This is a genomic window from Georgenia thermotolerans (genome assembly GCF_009193185.1).
GTDB classification, from domain to species: domain Bacteria; phylum Actinomycetota; class Actinomycetes; order Actinomycetales; family Actinomycetaceae; genus Georgenia; species Georgenia thermotolerans.
This window is the reverse complement of record NZ_VUKF01000005.1, coordinates 101,925-122,581: the sequence shown is the minus strand read 5'-3', so window position 1 is coordinate 122,581 and position 20,657 is coordinate 101,925. Positions and strand designations below refer to the sequence as shown.

Genomic DNA, 20,657 nt, shown 5'->3' with positions numbered 1-20,657 from the left:
TCCGAGACGTCAGAACCGCCGCAGCAGCTCCTCGGCCCCGGCAAACTCGGCGAGCACCTCTGCCACGGAGCGCTCACGGTGCAGCAGCCCGACGCCCTCGCCGGCATAGATGACGGCGGTGTCGTAGTCCTCGGCCGCGCGCGCTCGGCGAAGCTGCTCGGCCGCCTCCCAGTTACCGGCCAGCTCGTGGAGCCGGCCGTGCCAGGCGTCGAAGAAGGCGTTGCGCAGCGCGCGGCCGCCGTACTCGGCGGGCCAGCCGAGGCCCTGGGCCACGTCGAAGACCCGCCCGTACGCCGTCCCCGTCTCAGCGGTGTCGAACAACCGACGACGCGCCGTGGCAGAGGTGCCTGCCTCGGCACAGCCCAGCAGCGCCGTGCCGACCCACGCCCCGGCGGCGCCCGCGGCGAGAACCGCCGCGAGGCCGCGTGGCCCGGCGATGCCTCCGGCGCCGACCACCGGGACGGCCACTGCGTCGAGGACACTCTGCAGCAGCGGGAGGGTGGCGACCTCGCCGCGCCCGTGCCCGCCGCCCTCGGCGCCGCGGGCCACCACGAAGTCCACGCCGGCCGCCTCGGCGCGGCGAGCCTCCTCCACCGTGCCGGCCTGGGCGGTGACGCGGATGCCCGCCTCCCGCACCCGAGCGACGTACGGCTCCGGCGAGCCGAAGCTGATGGAGATGAGTGGCGGCCGGGCGGCGATGGCGGCATCGAGTTGCTCGGGCCGGTCCGCGAGGCCCCAAGCCATGAGGCCGATCCCGAACGGGCGCCCAACGGCCCTGACGGCGGCGGCCTGGTCCGTCACCCATGCGGCGCTGCGGGATGCGTTGACGCCCACCATGCCCAGCCCGCCGGCGGCGGACACGGCCGCGGCGAGGCCGCCCTCGCCCGGGCCCGCCATCGGGGCGCCGATGACGGGGACGGTGAGGCCGAAGGTGTCGGTGAGCCAGGTGTCCAGCACGATCGCTCCTTTACGCAGGGTTGCTCAGCCGCGAGGCTAGCGCCCGGACGGGCCGACGCGGGCGTGGGCCAGTCCAGGCTCGGCCTGCACAGACGCCGGCCGGCCACACAGAGCGAGGAGCAATGCAATGGACATCGGGTTCGCCCTGCCGGTCTCCGGCGCCTGGGCCACGCCGGACAACATCGCCACCGTGGCGCGGCGGGCCGAGGAACTCGGCTATGCCTCGCTGTGGACCTTCCAGCGCCTGCTCGACCCCGAGCGCCGCCGGCTGCCCCCGGTGTACGCCAGCGTCCTCGACCCCGTCGTCGCCCTCGGCTTCGCCGCCGCCGTCACCGAACGCGTGCGCCTGGGCACCGCCATCGTCAACATGCCCTTCGTCGCGCCGGTCCTTCTCGCCAAGCAGATGGCCACGCTCGACGTGCTCTCCGGCGGCCGCCTGGACGTCGGCCTCGGGCTCGGCTGGGAGCCTGAGGAGTTCGAGGCCGCCGGCACGCCGATGGAACGCCGCGGGGCCCGCGCCGAGGAGTACCTCGCCTGCCTGCGCGCCCTGTGGGGGCCCGACCCCGTCGAGTTCAACGGCGAGTTCTACCGCGTGCCGCGCTCGGACGTGCGGCCCAAGCCCGTGCAGCGCCCCACGCCACCGCTCCTCCTGGGGGCGTCGGCCCCACGCGCGCTCGCCCGCGTCGGACGCCTGGCCGACGGCTGGATCAGCAGCAGCCGGGCCGACCCCGCGGCACTGGGTGAGTCCATCGAGCAGGTCCGGGCCGGGGCGCGCGCCGCCGGCCGGGAACCCGACCGGCTGCGGTTCGTCTGCCGCGGCGTCGTGCGCGACGCCCCGCGCACCGCCGCACTGACCGGGTCCCTGGAAGAGGTCCGCGCGGACCTGCCGGCCCTGGCCGCCCAGGGTGTCACCGAGGTCTTCGTCGACCTCAACTTCGACCCCACCGTGGGCAACCCGGACGCCGACCCGGCGGCGTCGATGCGCCGCGCGCACGCGGTGCTGGAGGCGCTCGCCCCACGAGCGTGACCACCGCGCTCACACCGCCGCCACCGCCCGCTCGTCCGCGAGCACCCGCTGGAGGGTCTTCCACGCCGTGGTGTCCAAGGCGGCGTAGGCGCCGGTCACCGTGCGCAGCATGTTGCGCTGCGCCCGAGAGGTCTCCCCGCGGGTGGGGCTGTGGTGGTGCTCGTAGGTGTTGACGGCCTGGAGGACGGCGTGGGCGGTGCCCGCCCACGGCTCCACCCGGCGGTCGTGCCGGTACAGCCCGGCGAGGGACTCCCGCTTCTTCTCGGCGTGGCGCAACGCCTTGGCCGGCAGCTTCTCCCCGTGGGCGCCGGTCGTGGGGACCCAGGCGTCGAGGAACCGGCCCCACATGTGCCGGGAGACGTCGATCTGGCACAGCCGGGCCACCTCGGCGGCGAACGCGTCGGCGGTGGTGTGCACCAGCGCGAGGGCCTCCCGGGCCGCGCCCAGCTTCAGGTGCGAGCTGCGGGAGTGGCGGATCTTGAGGTCCTGACCCCGCTCGCGCAGCGCCGCGTTGCGGGTGTTGTCGCACACGACGTCGGTGACGGTGCGCTTGTAGGTGGTGGCCAGGGAGCCGTCCAGCGTCGTCGTCGCGAGCAGGTTCGGCCGGAACTCCACCCCCTCCGGAGTGGTGATCGACTCGGGCACGCTGACCTCCACCCAGGCGACCGCGCCGCCCTTGAGCAGCCCGGCGGAGCTGACCGACAGCGAGTCATCGACGATGTTGGCGAGCGAGGTGAGCAGGTACTCGGTGTAGGGATGGGGCACGTAGGCGTCGGTGAAGACGCCCAGCACGTGCCCGTCGCGGCGGTCGGACCGCACGATCGCCTGTCGTCCGGGCACGACCATCCATCGCATCGGTTCACCCTTCGGGCTCTCGTGCGTCATCGTGCGCGCGTCGGCCGGGCGCTCGACGGCGATGGCCCGGGACTCGGCGTGCCAGCCGAACAGGCGGCGGGCGACGTCCTCCACCGGGATGGGGCCGGGGTAGTGGTTCGGCTCATCGCCCTGCAGCTCGGCCCGGTAGTGCCAGGCCGTGCCGCGGTGAGCGGTGTTGCCGATGAGGGTCTGGGTGTTCAGGGTCTGCAAGGTCTCCAGTGACATGGCATTGCCTCCTTGGCGGCAGCCAACCGTGTGGCACCGACATCGCGCCCGGGTCCTGTGGATGGCGGTGGCGTGGCCACCTGGGAGCCGGCAACGGCGCGCGCACCGGAGAGGCGACAGCGTCGATCGCGCCGGGGAAGACGGGGGCCGGGGAGACAGGGACCTGGCGCGGCGTAGCGCCCAAAGTCCCTGGCGCCCGCGCGGATCCGCCGGAACGATGGGGCACGAATCTGACGGACGATGGCGTCACGGATCTGAGTGGAGGACGACGATGGCGACGTTCGAGGGCAAGGTCGCGTTGGTCACCGGCGGCGGGTCGGGGCTGGGCGAGGCGATCGCGAAGGAGCTGGCGTCCAAGGGCGCCAGCGTGGTGGTCACCGACATCAACCTGCAGGGCGCCGAGCGGGTGGTCGGCGAGATTGGCGCCGCGGGCGGCACGGCGAGCGCCGTCCAGCAGGACACCGCCAGCCCGGAGGACTGTGAGCGTGTCGTGCGCGAGGCGGTGGAGCGTTACGGCGCCCTCCACGTGGCGGTGAACAACGCCGGCATCGGCGGCAAGAACGCCCCGGCGGGGGAGGTCGACATCGCCGACTGGGACCGGGTCATCGGGATCAACCTCAACGGGGTGCTGTACGGCATGCGCTACCAGATCCCCGAGATGCTCCGGGCCGGCGCGGAGGGCTGCGCCATCGTCAACATGGCGTCCATCCACGGCACCGTCGCCGCGATCGGCAACGGCGCCTACACGGCCGCCAAGCACGGCGTCGTCGGCATCACCAAGAACGCCGCCGCGGAGTACGGCCCGCAGGGGCTGCGCATCAACTGCGTCGGGCCGGGCTACATCATGACCCCGCTGCTGGAGAACAACCTCACGCCTGAGGTGCTCGGCGTCCTGCGCACCCGGCACCCGCTCGGCCGCCTGGGCCGTCCGGAGGAGGTCTCCCACCTCGTGTGCTTCCTGCTCTCCGACGAGGCCTCCTTCATCACCGGGAGCTACCACCTGGTCGACGGCGGCTACACGGCCGTCTGACACGGCACATCCGCCGGCCGCACCGGGGCGTCCACGCACCGGCCGCGCCCAGCCGCCGGCAAAGCGAGATGAACGGTCCGTAAACCCCGGGCGCGTCGCCCAGCGCCCCTACCGCGCCGTGGGAGCATGTCGCCGCAGGTGGGGACCGGACCAGACCACGAGGTGGAGACGTGAGCAGCGACGCCGGCCCGAGCGCCGTGATGACCCAGGAGGAGCGGACCGCGCCAGGGGACGTGCTCGTCGTGGACGGGCTGGTGCGCCGCTTCGGCGACTTCACCGCCGTCGACGGCATGACCTTCCGCATCGGCGCGGGGGAGACCTACGGCCTGCTCGGTCCCAACGGCGCCGGCAAGACGACGACGATCTCCATGATCGCGGGCCTGCTCGCCCCGGACGCCGGCGGCGTCACCGTGGCCGGGCAGCCCATGGGCCCGGACGCCATCGCCGTCAAGCGGCACATCGGGCTCGTCCCGCAGGACCTGGCCATCTACCCCGACCTCACCGCCCGGGAGAACCTGAACTTCTTCGGCCGGCTGCAGGGTCTGGGCGGCAGGGCGCTGGCGGCGCGGGTGGACGAGGTGCTCGAGCTGGTCGGCCTGGCCGACCGGGCCAAGGACGCCACCAAGGAGTACTCCGGCGGCATGAAGCGCCGGCTGAACATCGGCATCGGCCTGCTGCACCGGCCGCTGCTGCTCATCCTCGACGAGCCCACGGTCGGGGTGGACCCCCAGTCGCGCAACGCGATCCTCGAGTCCGTCGAGGCGCTGTCCGTCGAGGGCATGGCGGTGCTGTACACCACGCACTACATGGAGGAGGCTGAGCGCCTCTGCGACCGCATCGCCATCGTCGACTCCGGCCGCATCCAGGCCGAGGGCACCCGCGACGACCTCATCCGCCTCACCGGCGGCCTGGACCACATCCGGCTCACCGGGACCGGGGACACCGCCGCCGCGGCCGAGGCGCTGCGGGCCCTGCCCGCCGTCGACCGGGTCGACGCCGACCGGCGCACCCTGGTCCTGACCGTGCACGACGCGCCCACCGCCGTCGCCGCCATCGTCGCCGGCGCCAGCGACGCCGGGCTGACCCTGAGCGACGTCGAGATCACCCGCCCGGACCTGGAGTCGGTGTTCCTCCAGCTGACGGGGAAGGCGCTGCGGGACTGATGCGCGACATCCTCACCATGACCGCCGCGGACCTGCGCCAGCGGGTCCGGGACAAGTCCGTCCTGATCTTCGCGATCGTCGTGCCGCTGGGGCTGATGTTCGTCTTCAACCTCGCCTTCGGCGGCACGCAGGACCCCGAGCTCGAGCCGGTGACCGTCGCCGCCAGCGCCGACGACGCCGACCCCATCGCCGCCGTCCTCGTCGACGCCCTCGCCCAGGTCGACGCCCTCGACGTCACCGTCGAACGCGCCGAACCCGAGCAGATCCGCGCGCTGACCCGCAGCGGCGAGGCCGGCCTGGGCCTGGTCGTGCCGGCCGGGTTCGGCCAGGCGCTCCAGCGCGGCGAGGCGACCGCCGTGGAGGTCATCGAGGGCGACGGCGCCGGCCTCGAGACCGACGTGCTCATCGCCGTCGTCCACGGCGTGGTCGACCAGCTGACCGCCGGCACGGTGGCCGCGCACGCCGCCGGGTCGGCCGGGCTGCCGCCCGCCCAGATCGGCGCGATCGCCGAGGCCGTGGCCGGCGACACCGGCGGGACCACGCTCACCGAGGGCGAGGCCTCCAGCGAGCAGCTGACCTCCTCGGCCGCGCTCGTCGCCGGCCAGGCCGGGCTGTTCCTCCTCTTCACCGTCGGCTTCGGCGTGCTCGGGCTCGTCGCCGAGCGCCAGCAGGGCACCATGACGCGGCTGCTGTCGATGCCCGTGCGGCGCAGCAGCATCGTCACCGCCAAGGGCCTGACGAGCTTCGTGCTCGGCGTGGTCGCCACCGCCGTGCTGCTGGCCGCCGGCGCGGTCTTCTTCGGCGTCGGCTTCGGCTCCCCGGCGGCGGTCGCGGTGCTCATCGTGTGCGTCGTCGCCGCCGCGACTTCGCTGATGTTTGTCATCGCCCGGGTGGCGCGCACGGCCGAGCAGGCCAACATCCTCCAGTCAATCCTCGCCATGGTCCTCGGCGTGGCCGGCGGGGCCTTCTTCCCGATCGCGGCCACCGGGCTGGCCGGGCAGCTGCTCGACCTCAACCCCGTGGCGGCGTTCATCCGCGGGCTGGGCATCACCGCCGGCGGCGGCGGGCTCACCGAGATCGGCGTGCCGGTGGCGATCATGCTCGGCTTCGCCGTCGTGTGCTGGGCGCTCTCCCGCATCGTGCCGAACCGGGGGGCGGCGGCATGAGGGCGGCGGTCACGGTCGCGGGCGTCGAGCTGCGGCGCTTCCTGCGGGACCGGTCCAACATCTTCTTCGCCTTCGTCTTCCCGCTGCTGCTCGTCGTGCTCATCGGCTCGCAGTTCGGCGCCGGGGCGATGCAGGGGCGCGCCGCCGTCGCAGGGGCGGACACCCCGTTGCGCGGGGCGCTGGTGGCGGCGCTGGAGGACGACGACGTCGCGGTCACCCTCGCCGCGCCCGGCGACGTGCGCGAGCAGCTCGCCCGCGGGCGCACCGACGTCGGCATCCTCGTGCCCGACGCCGCCGCCGCGGCCTACGACGCCGGCGAGCCTGCCCAGCTCGAGGTCATCGGCGGCAGCCAGGCCGACGCTCAGGCCACGGTCCAGCGGGTGCGCACCGCCGTCCAGGCGCTCACGACCGAGCAGGCCCAGGTGGGCGCCCTCGTGGCCGCCGGTATCGCCGCGGACGACGCCCGGGCTGCCCTGGCGGACGCCGCGGCCGCCGTCGACGCGCCCGAGGTGCGGGTCACCGACGTCGACGAGGTCGCGCAGGCGTTCTCCGGCCTGGGCCAGTTCGACCTCGGGGCGGCGACGATGACGCTGCTGTTCGTCTTCCTCACCTCGCTCACCGGGTCCGCCACGCTCATCCAGGCGCGCCGCTTCGGCGTCGTCTCCCGCGTGCTGTCCGGGCCGGTCTCCACCGGCCAGCTCATCGCCGGGCAGGCGCTGGGCCGGTGGGTCATCGCGTTCTTCCAGGGCGCCTACGTCATGGCCGGCAGTTCGCTGCTGTTCTCGGTGAGCTGGGGGAGCATCCCCCTGTCCCTGCTGCTCCTGGCCGTCTTCAGCGTCGTCTCCGCGGCCGCCGGGATGGTCATCGGCTCGGTGATGGACAACGACGGCGCCGCGTCGGGCATCGGGGTGGGCGCCGGGCTGATCCTCGCCGCGCTCGGCGGGTGCATGGTGCCGCTGGAGGTCTTCCCCGACACCCTGCGCGCGGTCTCCAACGTCACGCCGCACGCGTGGGCGTACGAGGCCTTCGCCCAGATCCAGCGGCACGAGGGCACGCTGGTCGACGTCCTGCCCCAGCTCGGCGTCCTGGCCGCCATGGCCGCGGTGCTCCTGGTCCTGGGGGCCTGGCTGCTGCGCCGCAGCCTCGCGCGCGCCCTCTGACGCCCCCCGTCAGCGGCCGAGGGCGAGGGCGGGGGAGCGGTGGGCCGCCGTCGTGCCGGTGTCGGTGGGGTGTGCGTGAATGGGCGCAGCGACGGCGCCGAGGAGGTCCTCATGCTCCGACCCCGGGACACCCCCACCCGCGAGCGCAAGCGGCTGGACGGGCTGTGGACCTTCGCCCTCGACCTTCAGGGCCTCGGCCGGACCACCGGCTGGCAGTCCCGCCCGCTGCCCGGCGCCCGGGAGATCGCGGTGCCGGCGAGCTTCAACGACCTGTTCGCCGACCCCGAGGTCCGCGACTACGTCGGCGACGTCTGGTACCAGACCGCCGTGCGCATCCCCCGCGGATGGGCCGGCCAGCGGATCGTGCTCAACTTCGAGTCCGCCACCCACAGGGCCACGGTGTGGGTGGACGACACCGAGGTCGTGACGCACGAGGGCGGCTACCTGCCCTTCGAGGCCGAGGTGACCGACCTCGTCACGCCCGGCGAGGAGGTGCGCATCACCGCCGTCGTCAACAACGAGCTCACCTTCCAGACCATCCCGCCCGGGGTCGTGGAGGAGACCCCCTCCGGCAAGAAGCTGCGTTACTGGCACGACTTCTTCAACTACGCCGGGCTGCACCGCTCCGTCTGGCTGTACAGCACCCCGCGCACGTACGTCTCCGACATCACGGTGGTCACCGGGCTCGACGGCGCCGTCGGCACCGTGCGCTACGCCCTGGAGGCGGGCGGCGAGGCGGCGGACCAGGCCCGGTTCGCCGTCGTCCTGCGCAACGCGGAGGGCCACGAGGCCGCGGTGGGCGACGGCGCGACCGGCACCCTGACCGTGCCGGACGTCCACCGCTGGACCCCGGGCGACGGGTACCTCTACGACCTCGAGGTCCGCCTCCTCGACGGGGAGGCGACGGCGGACAGCTACCCCCTCGCCGTCGGCGTGCGCACCGTGGAGGTGCGCGGCACGGATCTCCTCGTCAACGGCCAGCCGTTCTACCTCCGCGGCTTCGGCATGCACGAGGACCACGCCGTGCTGGGCAAGGGGCACAGCGACGCCCACCTCGTCCACGACGTCGCGGTGCTGGAGTGGGTCGGCGCGAACTCCTTCCGCACCTCGCACTACCCCTACGCCGAGGACGTCCTGGAGTACGCCGACCGGCAGGGGCTGGTGGTCATCGACGAGACGCCGGCGGTGGGGCTGAACATGGGGCTGGGCGGCGGGATCTTCGGCGCGCAGGGGTACACGACCTTCTCGCCGGAGACGATCAACGAGCGGACCCAGGCCGTGCACGCCCAGGTGATCCGCGACCTCGTGGCCCGGGACAAGAACCACCCGTGCGTGGCGCTGTGGAGCATCGCCAACGAGCCCGAGTCGCAGACCCCGGCGGCCGAGGAGTACTTCCGGCCGCTCTTCGACGTCGCCCGCGAGGCCGACCCCACCCGCCCGGTCGGGTTCGTCAACGTCATGCTCGCCCCGCACGGGCAGTGCCGGGTCTCGCAGTTCTCCGACGTCATCATGCTCAACCGGTACTACGGCTGGTACGTCTACAGCGGGGACCTGCCCGGCGCCGAACGGGCCTGGCGCGAGGAGCTGGCCGGCTGGGCGAGCGAGGGCAAGCCGATCATCATCACCGAGTACGGCGCCGACACTTTCCCCGGGCTGCACAACCTCGTGCCGCAGCCGTGGTCGGAGGAGTACCAGGTGGAGTACCTGGAGATGAACCACCGGGTGTTCGACAGCGTCGCGGCGGTGGTGGGCGAGCACGTGTGGAACTTCGCCGACTTCGCCACCGTCGCCGGCCCGAGCCGGGTGGGCGGGAACAAGAAGGGGGCGTTCACCCGCGACCGCGAGCCCAAGGCCGCCGCGCACCTGCTGCGAAGGCGGTGGGGCGGCGGGGTGTGAGCTTGGCATGCGGGCCCGGCGGGTCCTCCGCGGCCGGGGCTCTGCCGGCTCGCCTCTGCGCGCTCACCCGCTACCGGCCGGGGCGGCGTGGGGCCGCCCCGGCCGGTCGGTGCACCAACGAGCCTCAGGCGGTGAGGTCCCGGGCCAGCTCCTCGAAGCAGGCGAGGTAGGCGTCGATCGCCTCGTCGGTGTGCGTCACCGACAGCGTCCACTCCTCCTCACGCCCCGGGGTCATGAAGATCCCGCGGTTCATGTTGAACAGCCACGCCAGCTCGGACAGGTCGGCGTCCTGGTTGGCCTTGAAGCTCTCGTAGTCGACGACCTTCTGGGGCGAGAACGTCACGCAGCCCTTCGAGCCGATGCCGACGGCGTAGCCGGGCAGGCCGTACCGGTCCACGATGTCCTGGCACCCGGACACGATCCGGTCGTTGAGGCGGTCCAGGTGCGCGTACGCCTCGGGGGTGAGCACATCGAGCAGGCTCGCCCGGGCGGCCGCCATGGTCAGCGGGTTCCCGTTGTAGGTACCCACCTGGTACACCGAGCCGTCCTCGACGACCGCCATCACCTCCGCGGACCCGCCGATGGCCCCGGCGGGCAGGCCGCCGCCGAGCGCCTTGGCGAGGGTGACCATGTCGGGCGTGACGCCGAACTTCTCCGTCGCCCCGCCCGGCGCGATGCACAGGCCCGTCTTGACCTCGTCGAAGATGAGGACGACGCCGTAGCGGGAGGTGATCTCGCGGACCGCCTCGAGATAGCCCGGCTCGGGCAGGACCACGCCCAGGTTCATCATGGCGGCCTCCATGATGACGCAGGCGGGCAGGCGGCCCTCCTGCTCGAGGCGCTGCATGCGCCGCTCCATCGCGCCGGCGTCGTTGAACGGCACCGCCACCGTCATGTCCACGACCGCCTGGGGGATGCCGGCGCCGTAGGGGAGCGAGGCGAGGTTGTCCGGGTCGCCGATCTTGTCGTACTCCACACCGATGGAGACCATCACCGTGTCGTGGTGGCCGTGGTAGGAGCCGAAGATCTTCATCACGGTGTCCCGGCCGGTGTAGGCGCGGGCGATCCGGATGGCGTCCATCGTCGACTCCGACCCGGAGTTCGTGTAGCGCCACTTCGGCAGCCCGAACCGGCGGGCGAGCTCGTCGCCGACGACGATCGCGTCCTCGGTGGGGGCGGCGAAGTGGGTGCCCAGCGGGTAGCGCCCGGCCACCGCCTCGCCGATGGCAGGGTGCGCGTGGCCCTGGACCATGGAGCCGAAGCCGTTGTGGAAGTCCCAGTACTCGTTGCCGTCGACGTCGCGGACCCGCGGCCCCTGCCCGCCCTCGAGGTAGATCGGCCAGGGGTCGCGCAGCTGGTAGGACGACGCCACGCCGCCGGCGAGGTGCGCGCTGGCGCGGGCGTACGTCTCGCGCGAGCGCTGCGTGCGCGCGTCGAGACGCTCGCCCTCGCGCGCGATGAGCTCGGCGACGCGCTGACGGGAGATCTGTGCGGTGTCGGTGGTGGTCATGCTTGCCTCCGCCCGCGCCGGCCTGGCGCTCGGGCCCGTGATGGGTGACAAACCCGGCCGGCCTGGCGCCGGGTGCGGCGACACTGCGCGGCCCGGTGGCACGCGCCGATATGAACGTAGATCATTTATCCCGGGTCGGAGCGGTTTTCGTCAACCCCGCCACGCCGGACGACGGCGGCCCGGACTGCCCCGAGGTACGGAAGGATGGTGCGCCGTGAGCCCAGCGCGTGACCGCCCCGAGAGCCCCCGGCCCGACCGGGCGCGGCGGCGCGGCCGCCCGGCGACGCCGGTGCTCTCCCCGGCGAAGATCACCGCCGCGGCCATGGCCCTCATCGAGTCCCGGGGGTACCGGGCGCTGACGATGGCCGCGCTCGCCCGCGAGCTGCGGGTCTCGCCGTCGGCGCTCTACAACCACGTGCGGGCCAAGCAGGACCTGCTGCGCTGGATCCAGGACCACGTCAACGAGGGCATCGACGCCTCGGGCTTCGCGACGGAGCCGTGGGACGTGGCGCTGGAGCGCTGGGCGCGGTCTTACCGCGACGCCTACGCCCGCCACGCGCCCCTGGTGCCGGTCATCGCCGTCGCCCCGGTGGCCGGGGCGGCCCACACCATCGCCATGTACGAGCGCGTGGCGGCCGGGCTGCAGGCCGGCGGGTGGCCGGCCGAGGCCGTCATCGACGTCATCGTCGCGGTGGAGTCCTTCGTGCTCGCCTCGGCGCTGGACGCGACCTCCCCGCCGGACATCTTCGACGTCGGCGACCTCGCCGCGCAGGCGCCCGTCTTCGCCGCCGCCGTGGCCGCCCGCCGGGCCGCGGACCCGGCGCGCGCGGCCTTCGACGTCGGGCTGACCGCGCTGCTCGACGGCCTGCGGACTCGGCTCGCCCGCCTCCAGCCCGCCCCCTCCGGCGAGACGTCAAGTAGGGCGCGAGGCGTCAACTAGCGCGCGAGAGGTCAAGTAGGGCGGGAGGCGTCACATCGCGCGCGAGGCGTCACGTACCGCGTGAGCCGTCCGGGAGCGCGTGGGAGTCTCGCGAGAGGTGCGAGAGAGTCGCCGGCTCGCGTGGGGGGTACGCGAGCCGGCGACTCCGCCAGTGGGGGAGGCCTACTCCTCGCCGAGCGCGTGCATGACGTGCTTGACCCGGGTGTACTCCTCCACCGAGTACAGCGAGAGGTCCTTGCCGTACCCGGAGGACTTGAACCCGCCGTGCGGCATCTCCGAGGTCAGCAGCACGTGGGTGTTGACCCACACGCAGCCGAAGTCCAGGTCGCGCGAGACGCGCATGGCCGTGCCGTGGTCGGCGGTCCAGACGCTGGAGGCGAGGGCGTAGTCGACGTCGTTGGCCAGCTCGACCGCCTCGGCCTCGGTGGCGAAGGGCTGGACCGTGAGCACCGGCCCGAAGGTCTCCTCCTGCACGATCCGGTCGTCCTGGCGCACGCCGGTGACGATCGTGGGCTCGAAGAAGTACCCGACGTCGGAGGCGGGCTTGCCGCCGGTGACGACCGTGGCGTGCGCCGGCAGCGACTCGACCCGCTCCTTGACGGCGGCGAAGTGACGGGCGTTGTTGAGCGGGCCGTAGAAGTTCTTCGAGTCGTCCGGGTCGCCGGTGGTGGTCTCGCGCGCGGCCTGGGCGAGCAGCTCGACGAACTCGTCGTGCACGGAGTCCTGCACCAGCACCCGGGTGACGGCGGTGCAGTCCTGGCCGGCGTTGAAGGTGCCGAACTCCACCAGCGCCTGGGCGGTGGCGGGCAGGTCGGCGTCGGCGAAGACGACGGCGGGCGCCTTGCCGCCGAGCTCGAGGTGGCTGCGCTTGACGTTCTTCGCCGCGCTGGCCGCCACGGCCTTGCCCGCCCGGACCGAGCCGGTGATCGAGACCATCGCCGGCGTGCGGTGCTCGGTCATGAGCTCGCCGGTGGAGGCGTCGCCGAGGACAACGTTGAGCACCCCGGCCGGCAGGATCTCCTGGGCGATGCGCGCGATCTCGAGCGTGGACTCCGGGGTGGTGTCGGAGGGCTTGAGCACGATGGTGTTGCCCGCCGCCAGCGCCGGGCCGATCTTCCAGATCGCCATCATCAGCGGGTAGTTCCACGGCGTCACCTGGGCGACGACGCCCACGGGCTCGCGGCGCACGTAGGAGGTGTGCCCGGGCAGGTACTCGGTGGCGGCCTTGCCATCGAGCGTGCGCGCCGCCCCGGCGAAGAAGCGGAGGTTGTCGGCGCCGGCGCCGACCTCCTCCTGGCCGATCATCTCGCGGGGCTGACCGGTGTTGCGGTGCTGGGCCTCCACGAGCGCGGACTCGTTCGCCTCGAGCGCGTCGGCCAGCTGCAGCAGCAGCCGCTGCCGCTCGCTGGGGGTGGTGCGCCTCCAGGTGCGGAAGGCCGTCGCGGCCGCGGCCATCGCGGCGTCGACGTCCTCGGCCCCGGAGATCGGGGAGACGGCCACCACCTCGGCGGTGGTGGGGTTGACGACGTCGAGCCGTCCCTGCCCGACGGCGTCGACGAACTCGCCGTTGATAAAGTTCTTCAGGACCACGGCCTCTGGCGCCACGGAGCCCATCCTCTCTGCGGTCGGTGCGCGGCAGGGGCCCGCGCACTAAATGAATACTGGTCACTTTGGCACACATGTGACGCGGGCAACAGCCCCTTCGGCCGCGTGGCGGGGAGGGGGAGTCAGCCCTCCAGCCGCCGTGCGGCGTCGGCCTGCAGGGCCACCCACGCGCTGACCCGCGTCCCCGGGTCGTCCAGCGAGCGGCCGAGCGCCGCCTCGATCTCCGCGACCCGGTGGCGCACGGTGTTGCGGTGCACGCCCAGCTCGGCGGCCACCCGCCCGCGCGAGCCGTGATGGCGCAGGAACGAGCGCAGCGTGGGGAGCAGGTCCGGCCGGCCGGCCAGCGGCGCCAGGTAGGACGCGGCGAAGGCGCCCGCGGCCTCGGGTCCCACCAGCGCCATGACGCCGTCGTCGACCAGGTCGTCCCAGCGCACCAGCGACAGCGCGGCGGTGGTCTGGGCCAGGGCGTAGCGCGCCGTGGTCGCCGCCCGCTCGCCGTCATCCAGCCCGACGGCGGCCCCCACGCCCACCTGCAGGCCCAGCGAGGCCAGGCGGGCCGCCGCCCGCTCGGCCCGCTCGGGGGCGGCGGCGAGCCGGACCACGTCTCCGGTCCGCGCCGCCAGCGCGCCGACGCCGAGCTCGGCCTCCAGGGCGGCGAGGGCGTCGTCGAGCCGGTCCGCCGGCCCGCTCGCCCAGGCGACGCGCAGCCGCGCCGGCAGCCGGACCTCCCCGGGCAGGTCCTCCACCGCGGCGAGCAGCACGGCCGCGGTGCGGGCGTCGCCGGTGAGGACCAGCTCGAGCGCGCGGGCCCGCAGCCGCCGGTCGGTGTCGCGCCGGTCGTGACGGCGCTCGGCGGCCAGGCCGAGCAGCGCCACCGCGGTGGTCACCGCGCCGCGCTGGCCGTCGGTCAGCGCGTGCGGCGTCCACGCCGCGAGGTAGCTGTCGGGCCGCTCGCTGAGCCCGATGGGCTGGATGAGGCAGGTGTGCCCGGCCAGGCCCACCGACGCCGAGGCGCGCAGTCCCTGCGGGCGCAGGCGGGCCACCTCGGTGGCCAGGTCCAGGCCGGGGGGAACCGTCTCGCCGACCGCCTCCCGCAGCGCGCCACCCGCGGAGACCAGCGCGGCGCCCCCGGCGAGGTGGGCCGCCAGGACGCGCAGCAGGGCGGCCGGGTCCCCGGCGCGCGCGGCGGCCTCGGTCAGCTCGCGCTGGACGGCGACGGCGCGGCGCGCGTCGGCCTGCTCGGTCTGCTCCAGCAGCTGGGCGGTCAGCCGGCTGATGGCCACGAAGGTCGTGCGGTGGGGCACCTCGAAGAGGTTGACCTCCTGCTCCCGGCAGGCCCGCTCGAGCGGGGGCGGCACGGCCGCGTGGGTCAGCCCGGTGGCGAAGCCGACGGCGGCCACGCCCGCCGCCCGCAGCCGGGCGACGTACCCCTCCCACTCGTGGTCCCATCCCTCGGCGCGCAGGCCGGTGGTGAGCAGGACCTCGCCGCCCTCGAGGAACGGGCTGGGGTCGGCCAGCTCGCTCGTGGCGACCCAGCGCACCGGCGTCAGCGGGTGGGGCACGACCACCCCGCGCAGCGCCAGCGCCGGCAGGGCCAGCACGTCCTGCACGGCGACCATGGCTGACAGTCTTGCACAACGGTGTGGTGGAGATTGTGCGAGTCTGCCCTGTGGTGGCGGGGACGTTGGTCCTACCGTGTGAACCACGCCCCACCCGGGCGCCGGATGTTCTTTCCCTGGAGGCCCGCATGTTCCTTCTCACCCCCGCCGTCAGCGGTGGACCGGCGCTGGCGCAGGAGCGCCGCCTGGTCACCGAGATCCCCGGCCCGCGCTCGCGCGAGTTGGCCGAGCGGCAGCGGGCCGCCGTCGCCCACGGGGTCTCCACCACCATGCCGGTGTACGCCGCGGCGGCCGGAGGCGGCGTCGTCGTCGACGTGGACGGCAACTCCCTCATCGACCTCGGCTCCGGCATCGCGGTGACCACGGTGGGCAACAGCGCCCCCAAGGTCGTCGAGGCGGTGACGGCGCAGGTGGCCTCCTTCACCCACACCTGCTTCATGATCACGCCCTACGAGGGCTACGTCGCCGTCGCCGAGCGGCTCAACGCGCTGACCCCCGGCGACCACGAGAAGCGCACCGCGCTGTTCAACTCCGGCGCCGAGGCGGTGGAGAACGCGGTCAAGATCGCCCGCGCCTACACCAAGAAGAACGCGGTCGTGGCCTTCGACCACGCCTACCACGGCCGCACCAACCTCACCATGGCGCTGACCGCGAAGAACCAGCCGTACAAGTCCGGCTTCGGCCCGTTCGCCCCCGAGGTCTACCGCGCCCCGCTGTCCTACCCCTACCGCGACGGCCTCTCCGGCGCCGAGGCCGCCAAGCGCGCCATCTCGGTCATCGAGAAGCAGGTCGGCGCCGAGAACCTCGCCGCCATCGTCATCGAGCCCATCCAGGGCGAGGGCGGCTTCATCGTCCCGGCCGAGGGCTTCCTCCCCGCCCTGGTGGAGTGGGCCCGCGCGAACGACGTCGTCTTCATCGCCGACGAGGTCCAGACCGGCATCGCCCGCACCGGCGCCTGGTACGCCAGCGAGCACGAGGGCATCGTCCCGGACCTGGTCGCCTCGGCCAAGGGCGTCGGCGGCGGCCTGCCGCTCTCGGCGGTCACCGGCCGCGCCGAGATCATGGACGCCGCCCACGCCGGCGGCCTCGGCGGCACCTACGGCGGCAACCCGCTGGCCACCGCCGCCGGGCTGGCCACCCTGGAGACCATCGAGCAGGAGGGCCTCCTCGAGCGGGCCCGGGAGATCGGCGAGCTCCTCACCAGCCGGCTCGGCGCCCTGCAGCAGAGCGACCCGCGCGTGGGCGACGTGCGCGGCCGCGGCGCCATGGTCGCCGTCGAGCTCGTGGACCCGGCCACCCAGGAGCCGGACGCCGCCCTGGCCAAGGGCGTCGCCGCCGCCGCGCACGCCGCGGGGGTTATCGTGCTGACCTGCGGCACCTACGGGAACGTCCTACGCTTCCTGCCGCCGCTGTCCATCTCCGACGAGCTGCTCGCCGAGGGGCTCGACGTACTCGCCCACGCCTTCGAGGTGACCCGATGACCATGGCCCCCGCCGCGACGACGACGGCCAACCCGCTCGACGACGCCCGCGCCCAGCTCGCCGAGGCGGTGGAGGTGCTCGGGCTGCCCGAGGGCCTGCACCGCATGCTCGCCACCCCGCGCCGGGAGGTGACCGTCTCCATCCCGCTGCGGCGCGACGACGGCAGCCAGGACCTGTTCATCGGCCACCGCGTGCAGCACAACTTCTCCCGCGGCCCGGCCAAGGGCGGCATCCGCTACAGCCCCCACGTCGACCTCGACGAGGTCCGCGCCCTGGCCATGTGGATGACCTGGAAGTGCGCCCTGCTCGACGTCCCCTACGGCGGGGCCAAGGGCGGGGTGCGCATCGACCCGCGCCACTACTCCAGCGCCGAGCTCGAGCGGGTCACCCGCCGGTTCACCTCCGAGATCCTCCCGGTCATCGGGCCCGCGCACGACATCCCCGCCCCGGACATCGGCACCGACGAGCAGACCATGGCGTGGATGATGGACACGTACTCCGTCGCCTCCGGGTACACCGTGCCCGGCGTGGTCACCGGCAAGCCCGTCTCGCTCGGCGGCTCGCTCGGGCGGGCCACCTCCACCTCGCGCGGCGTCGTCGACGTGGCGCTGGCGGCGCTGGACTCCAAGGGCCTGAAGCCGGCGACGACGACCGCGGCCGTGCAGGGCTTCGGCAAGGTCGGCCGCGGCGCCGCCCGGTTCCTCGCCGAGGCGGGCGTGCGCGTCAGGGCCGTGTCCGACCAGTACGGCGCCGTCATCAACACCGCCGGCCTGGACATGCCCGCCCTCGAGCGGCACGTGGACGCCACCGGCAGCGTCGTCGACTTCGCCGGCGCCGAGCCGCTCGACGGCGACGCCCTCCTCGAGCTGGACGTCGACCTGCTCGTCCCGGCCGCCGTCGAGGGCGTCCTGACGGCGGAGAACGCCCCCCGGGTGCGCGCCCGCCTCGTGGTCGAGGGCGCCAACGGCCCCACCACCCCCGAGGCGGACGCCATCATGGCCGGCAACGACGTCCTGGTCGTCCCCGACATCCTGGCCAACGCCGGCGGCGTCGTCGTCAGCTACTTCGAGTGGGTCCAGGCCAACCAGGCCTACTGGTGGACCGAGGCCGAGGTGGAGGCGCGCCTGAAGGAGCGCATGCTCGGCGCCTGGGAGGCGGTCAGCGCCTACGCCGCCGAGAAGGAGCTGTCGCTGCGCACCGCCGCCACCGCCATGGCCGTCGAGCGCGTGGCCTCCGCCCACACCCTGCGCGGCCTGTACCCGTGATCGGCTGACCGGCGCGGGCGATCCGCCCGCGCCGGTCCCACTCCCGCCAGCCGGCCCCGCCGGCCTCCCTCAGGCGACCCGGTCGCCTCCTCGAGCCGCCGGCCTCGCGCCGGGCGGCCATGCTCGCGCGCCCGCCGCCCGCCCCGGCCGCCCGCCCCACCCTCCTGGAGAACCCCCATGACCACCACCGTCACGCCCACCGCCCCCGCGGACCTGCGGGCCTACGTCGACGCCCTCGCCCCCCGCCAGGGCGTCTGGATCGACGGCCACGGCACCACCGCCCGCGCCGGCGCCACCTTCGCCGTCACCGACCCCGCCACCGGCGACGCCATCGCCGACGTCGCCGACGGCCAGGTGCCCGACGCCGTCGCCGCGGTCGACGCCGCCGCCCGCGCGCTGCCCGGCTGGGCCGCCACCGCGCCCCGGGAGCGCTCGGAGGTGCTGCGCCGCGCCTTCGCCCTGATGATCGCCAGCTCCGAGCAGCTCGCCGCGCTCATGTCCTGGGAGAACGGCAAGGCCCTCGCCGACGCCCGCTCGGAGGTCACCTACGCCGCGGAGTTCTTCCGCTGGTTCGCCGAGGAGGCCGTGCGCACCGAGGGCGAGTACGGCTCCTCGCCCGCCGGCGGCACCCGCACCGTGGTGACGCACAAGCCGGTCGGCGTCGCCGCGCTCGTCACCCCCTGGAACTTCCCGGCGGCGATGGCCACCCGGAAGATCGCCCCCGCGCTGGCCGCCGGGTGCACGGTGGTGCTCAAGCCGGCCGCCGAGACCCCGCTGACCGCCCTGGCCGTCGCCCGCATCCTCACCGAGGCCGGCGTCCCCGACGGCGTGGTCAACGTCGTGCCGACCACCGACGCCGCCGGCGTGGTGACCGCCTGGCTCGAGGACGCCCGGGTCCGCAAGATCTCCTTCACCGGCTCCACCCCGGTGGGCCGGGTGCTGCTCAAGCAGGCCGCCGACCGGGTGGTCAACGCCTCGATGGAGCTCGGCGGCAACGCCCCCTTCGTCGTCGCCGCCGACGCGGACGTCGACGCCGCCGTCGCCGGCGCCATGGTCGCCAAGCTGCGCAACGGCGGCCAGGCCTGCACCGCGGCGAACCGGCTGTACGTGCACGCCGACGTCGTGGAGGAGTTCACCGAGAAGTTCGGCGCCGCCGTCGCCGCGCTGACGGTGGGCCCGGCCTTCGCCGAGGGCAGCGAGATCGGCCCGGTCATCAGCGCCAAGGCGGCGAAGGGCATCACGGGGCTCATCGAGGCCGCGGTCGCGGCCGGTGCGCGCGTCACGCACCAGGCCGCGCTCCCGGAGGGCCACGAGGCGGGCTACTTCGTGGCCCCGACCGTGCTGCGCGACGTGCCCGCGGACGCCGAGATCCTGCGCACCGAGATCTTCGGCCCCGTCGCCCCCATCGTGACCTGGCGCGACGACGCCGAGCTGCTCGAGCTGGTCAACGGCACCGAGTTCGGCCTCGCGGCGTACGTGTTCTCCCGCGACCTCAAGTGGGCGCTGCAGACCGCCGAGAAGATCGACGCCGGCATGGTGGGCGTCAACCGCGGGGTCATCTCGGACCCGGCGACCCCGTTCGGCGGCGTCAAGCAGTCCGGCCTGGGCCGCGAGGGCGCCCGTGAGGGCATCCGCGAGTTTCAGGAGACGCAGTACTTCAGCATCGACTGGAGCTGACGTCCTCGGCGAGGCGTCAAGTAGGTCGCGAGGCGTCAACTCCGTCGCGAAGTCACGTTCCGTCCCGATCACGATGCCCCCCGCCGCCGGTCCCGCACTCCGCGGGGCCGGCGGGGGCCGCTACAGTGCGGCCGGAGAGCGAGGAGGGCCGATGACGTCGACGTCGGAGCTGTGGACCGGGGGCCGCGTCACCCCGCGCGCCGCGTGCGTGCTGGGACCCAACCCCGGCGTGATGACGCTCGACGGCACCAACACCTGGGTGCTGCGCGAGCCGGGCGCCGCGGAGGTGGTCGTCGTCGACCCCGGGCCCCTCGACGAGGCGCACCTGGCCGACACCCTGCGGGTCGCGGGGGAGGACGGCGGGAAGGTCGCCCTCGTGCTGCTCACCCACCACCACCACGACCACGCCGAGTCCGCCGAGCGCTTCGCCGCGCTCACCGGCGCGCCGGTGCGCGGCGCCGGGCGCGGGGAGCCTCTGCGCGATGGTGAGATCATCGCCGTCGGCCCGCTGACGCTCGAGGTGCTCGCCACGCCGGGCCACACCGCCGACTCGGTGAGCCTCCTCGTTCCGGCGGACCGGCTGCTGCTCACCGGCGACACCATCCTCGGCCGCGGCACGACCGTGATCGCCTGGCCGGACGGCGACCTCACCAGCTACCTGGCCACCCTCGAGCGGCTCGTGGCGCTCGCCGACACCGGCCGGGTGGAGCGCATCGCGCCCGGCCACGGCCCCGTCATCGACACTCCCGCCGCCGTCATCGCCGGCTACCGGACTCACCGCGAGGAGCGCCTCGCCCAGCTACGGGCGGCGCTGGGGGACGGCGCCGCCACCGTCGGCGAGGTCGTCGCCGCCATCTACGGCGAGCTGGAGGACTTCCGGGCCACCGCGGCTCGGCACACCGTCCAGGCGCAGCTGGCCTACCTCGGCGTGGACCTGCCCGACTAGCCGGTCATGCGTGAGTGACGCGCCGGTAACGCGGACGCTGCTACCAAGCGACCAGGAGCCGTCCCGCCTCGAGCGGGACGAGCTCCGCCACCTCCGCCGCCCTCGGCCGCTGGC

Annotated in this window: 16 protein-coding genes; 11 read left to right on the top strand and 5 right to left on the bottom strand. The window is 74.2% G+C overall.

Translation table 11 applies throughout. From position 1 onward, the window contains the following. Positions 1 to 9: 9 nt before the first annotated feature. A complete protein-coding gene (locus GD970_RS03895) occupies positions 10 to 957 on the bottom strand; it encodes an NAD(P)H-dependent flavin oxidoreductase (RefSeq protein WP_152201004.1) in 948 nt (315 codons plus the stop codon). A gap of 127 nt (positions 958 to 1,084) precedes the next feature. Between GD970_RS03895 and GD970_RS03890 the strand changes: the two genes are divergently transcribed. Further along, positions 1,085 to 1,984 (top strand): TIGR03619 family F420-dependent LLM class oxidoreductase, encoded by a 900-nt coding sequence (locus tag GD970_RS03890; protein ID WP_152201002.1) that lies wholly within the window; start codon positions 1,085 to 1,087, stop codon positions 1,982 to 1,984. A gap of 9 nt (positions 1,985 to 1,993) precedes the next feature. Here GD970_RS03890 and GD970_RS03885 read toward each other — a convergent pair whose 3' ends face one another. After that, on the bottom strand, positions 1,994 to 3,085 hold the full coding sequence (locus tag GD970_RS03885) for a DUF932 domain-containing protein (RefSeq protein WP_152201000.1): 1,092 nt from the start codon (positions 3,083 to 3,085) through the stop codon (positions 1,994 to 1,996). A gap of 271 nt (positions 3,086 to 3,356) precedes the next feature. On the opposite strand from GD970_RS03885, the gene GD970_RS03880 reads away from it, so the two are divergent. The 5 genes from GD970_RS03880 to uidA all read left to right on the top strand — a co-directional run bounded on the left by GD970_RS03880 (position 3,357) and on the right by uidA (position 9,500). Further along, positions 3,357 to 4,115, top strand: a complete 759-nt coding sequence (locus GD970_RS03880; protein WP_152200997.1) for an SDR family NAD(P)-dependent oxidoreductase — start codon at positions 3,357 to 3,359, stop codon at positions 4,113 to 4,115. Positions 4,116 to 4,315: 200 nt separating this feature from the next. Continuing rightward, positions 4,316 to 5,278 (top strand): ABC transporter ATP-binding protein, encoded by a 963-nt coding sequence (locus GD970_RS03875; RefSeq protein ID WP_152201076.1) that lies wholly within the window; start codon positions 4,316 to 4,318, stop codon positions 5,276 to 5,278. Further along, complete coding sequence (locus tag GD970_RS03870; protein ID WP_226925141.1) at positions 5,278 to 6,444, top strand: ABC transporter permease; 1,167 nt, start codon at positions 5,278 to 5,280, stop codon at positions 6,442 to 6,444. The genes GD970_RS03875 and GD970_RS03870 overlap by 1 nt, the downstream gene beginning before the upstream one ends. Next, entirely contained in the window at positions 6,441 to 7,604 is a 1,164-nt protein-coding gene (locus GD970_RS03865) for an ABC transporter permease (RefSeq protein ID WP_152200995.1), read from the top strand. The genes GD970_RS03870 and GD970_RS03865 overlap by 4 nt, the downstream gene beginning before the upstream one ends. A 111-nt stretch (positions 7,605 to 7,715) precedes the next feature. Further along, positions 7,716 to 9,500, top strand: a complete 1,785-nt coding sequence (gene uidA, locus GD970_RS03860; RefSeq protein ID WP_152200992.1) for a beta-glucuronidase — start codon at positions 7,716 to 7,718, stop codon at positions 9,498 to 9,500. Between the two features lie 124 nt (positions 9,501 to 9,624). On the opposite strand, the gene GD970_RS03855 is transcribed toward uidA, so the two are convergent. Next, positions 9,625 to 11,010, bottom strand: a complete 1,386-nt coding sequence (locus GD970_RS03855) for an aspartate aminotransferase family protein (protein ID WP_152200990.1) — start codon at positions 11,008 to 11,010, stop codon at positions 9,625 to 9,627. 214 nt (positions 11,011 to 11,224) lie between these two features. Between GD970_RS03855 and GD970_RS03850 the strand changes: the two genes are divergently transcribed. Further along, positions 11,225 to 11,950 (top strand): TetR/AcrR family transcriptional regulator, encoded by a 726-nt coding sequence (locus GD970_RS03850; RefSeq protein ID WP_226925140.1) that lies wholly within the window; start codon positions 11,225 to 11,227, stop codon positions 11,948 to 11,950. A 162-nt stretch (positions 11,951 to 12,112) separates the two neighbouring features. On the opposite strand, the gene GD970_RS03845 is transcribed toward GD970_RS03850, so the two are convergent. Further along, on the bottom strand, positions 12,113 to 13,555 hold the full coding sequence (locus tag GD970_RS03845; protein ID WP_226925139.1) for a gamma-aminobutyraldehyde dehydrogenase: 1,443 nt from the start codon (positions 13,553 to 13,555) through the stop codon (positions 12,113 to 12,115). A 122-nt stretch (positions 13,556 to 13,677) separates the two neighbouring features. Next, positions 13,678 to 15,174, bottom strand: coding sequence for a PucR family transcriptional regulator (locus tag GD970_RS03840; protein ID WP_152200986.1), 1,497 nt, complete (start codon positions 15,172 to 15,174; stop codon positions 13,678 to 13,680). A 128-nt stretch (positions 15,175 to 15,302) separates the two neighbouring features. On the opposite strand from GD970_RS03840, the gene gabT reads away from it, so the two are divergent. The 4 genes from gabT (at position 15,303) to GD970_RS03820 (ending at position 20,543) form a co-directional block, all read left to right on the top strand. Continuing rightward, on the top strand, positions 15,303 to 16,655 hold the full coding sequence (gene gabT, locus GD970_RS03835) for a 4-aminobutyrate--2-oxoglutarate transaminase (protein ID WP_152200983.1): 1,353 nt from the start codon (positions 15,303 to 15,305) through the stop codon (positions 16,653 to 16,655). Beyond that, positions 16,652 to 17,920: a Glu/Leu/Phe/Val family dehydrogenase gene (locus GD970_RS03830; RefSeq protein WP_152200981.1), complete on the top strand. Its 1,269-nt coding sequence runs from the start codon at positions 16,652 to 16,654 to the stop codon at positions 17,918 to 17,920. The genes gabT and GD970_RS03830 overlap by 4 nt, the downstream gene beginning before the upstream one ends. Before the next feature lie 177 nt (positions 17,921 to 18,097). Further along, positions 18,098 to 19,597, top strand: a complete 1,500-nt coding sequence (locus GD970_RS03825; RefSeq protein WP_152200978.1) for an NAD-dependent succinate-semialdehyde dehydrogenase — start codon at positions 18,098 to 18,100, stop codon at positions 19,595 to 19,597. Between the two features lie 151 nt (positions 19,598 to 19,748). Then, on the top strand, positions 19,749 to 20,543 hold the full coding sequence (locus tag GD970_RS03820; RefSeq protein ID WP_152200976.1) for an MBL fold metallo-hydrolase: 795 nt from the start codon (positions 19,749 to 19,751) through the stop codon (positions 20,541 to 20,543). The last annotated feature ends 114 nt before the right edge of the window (positions 20,544 to 20,657 follow it).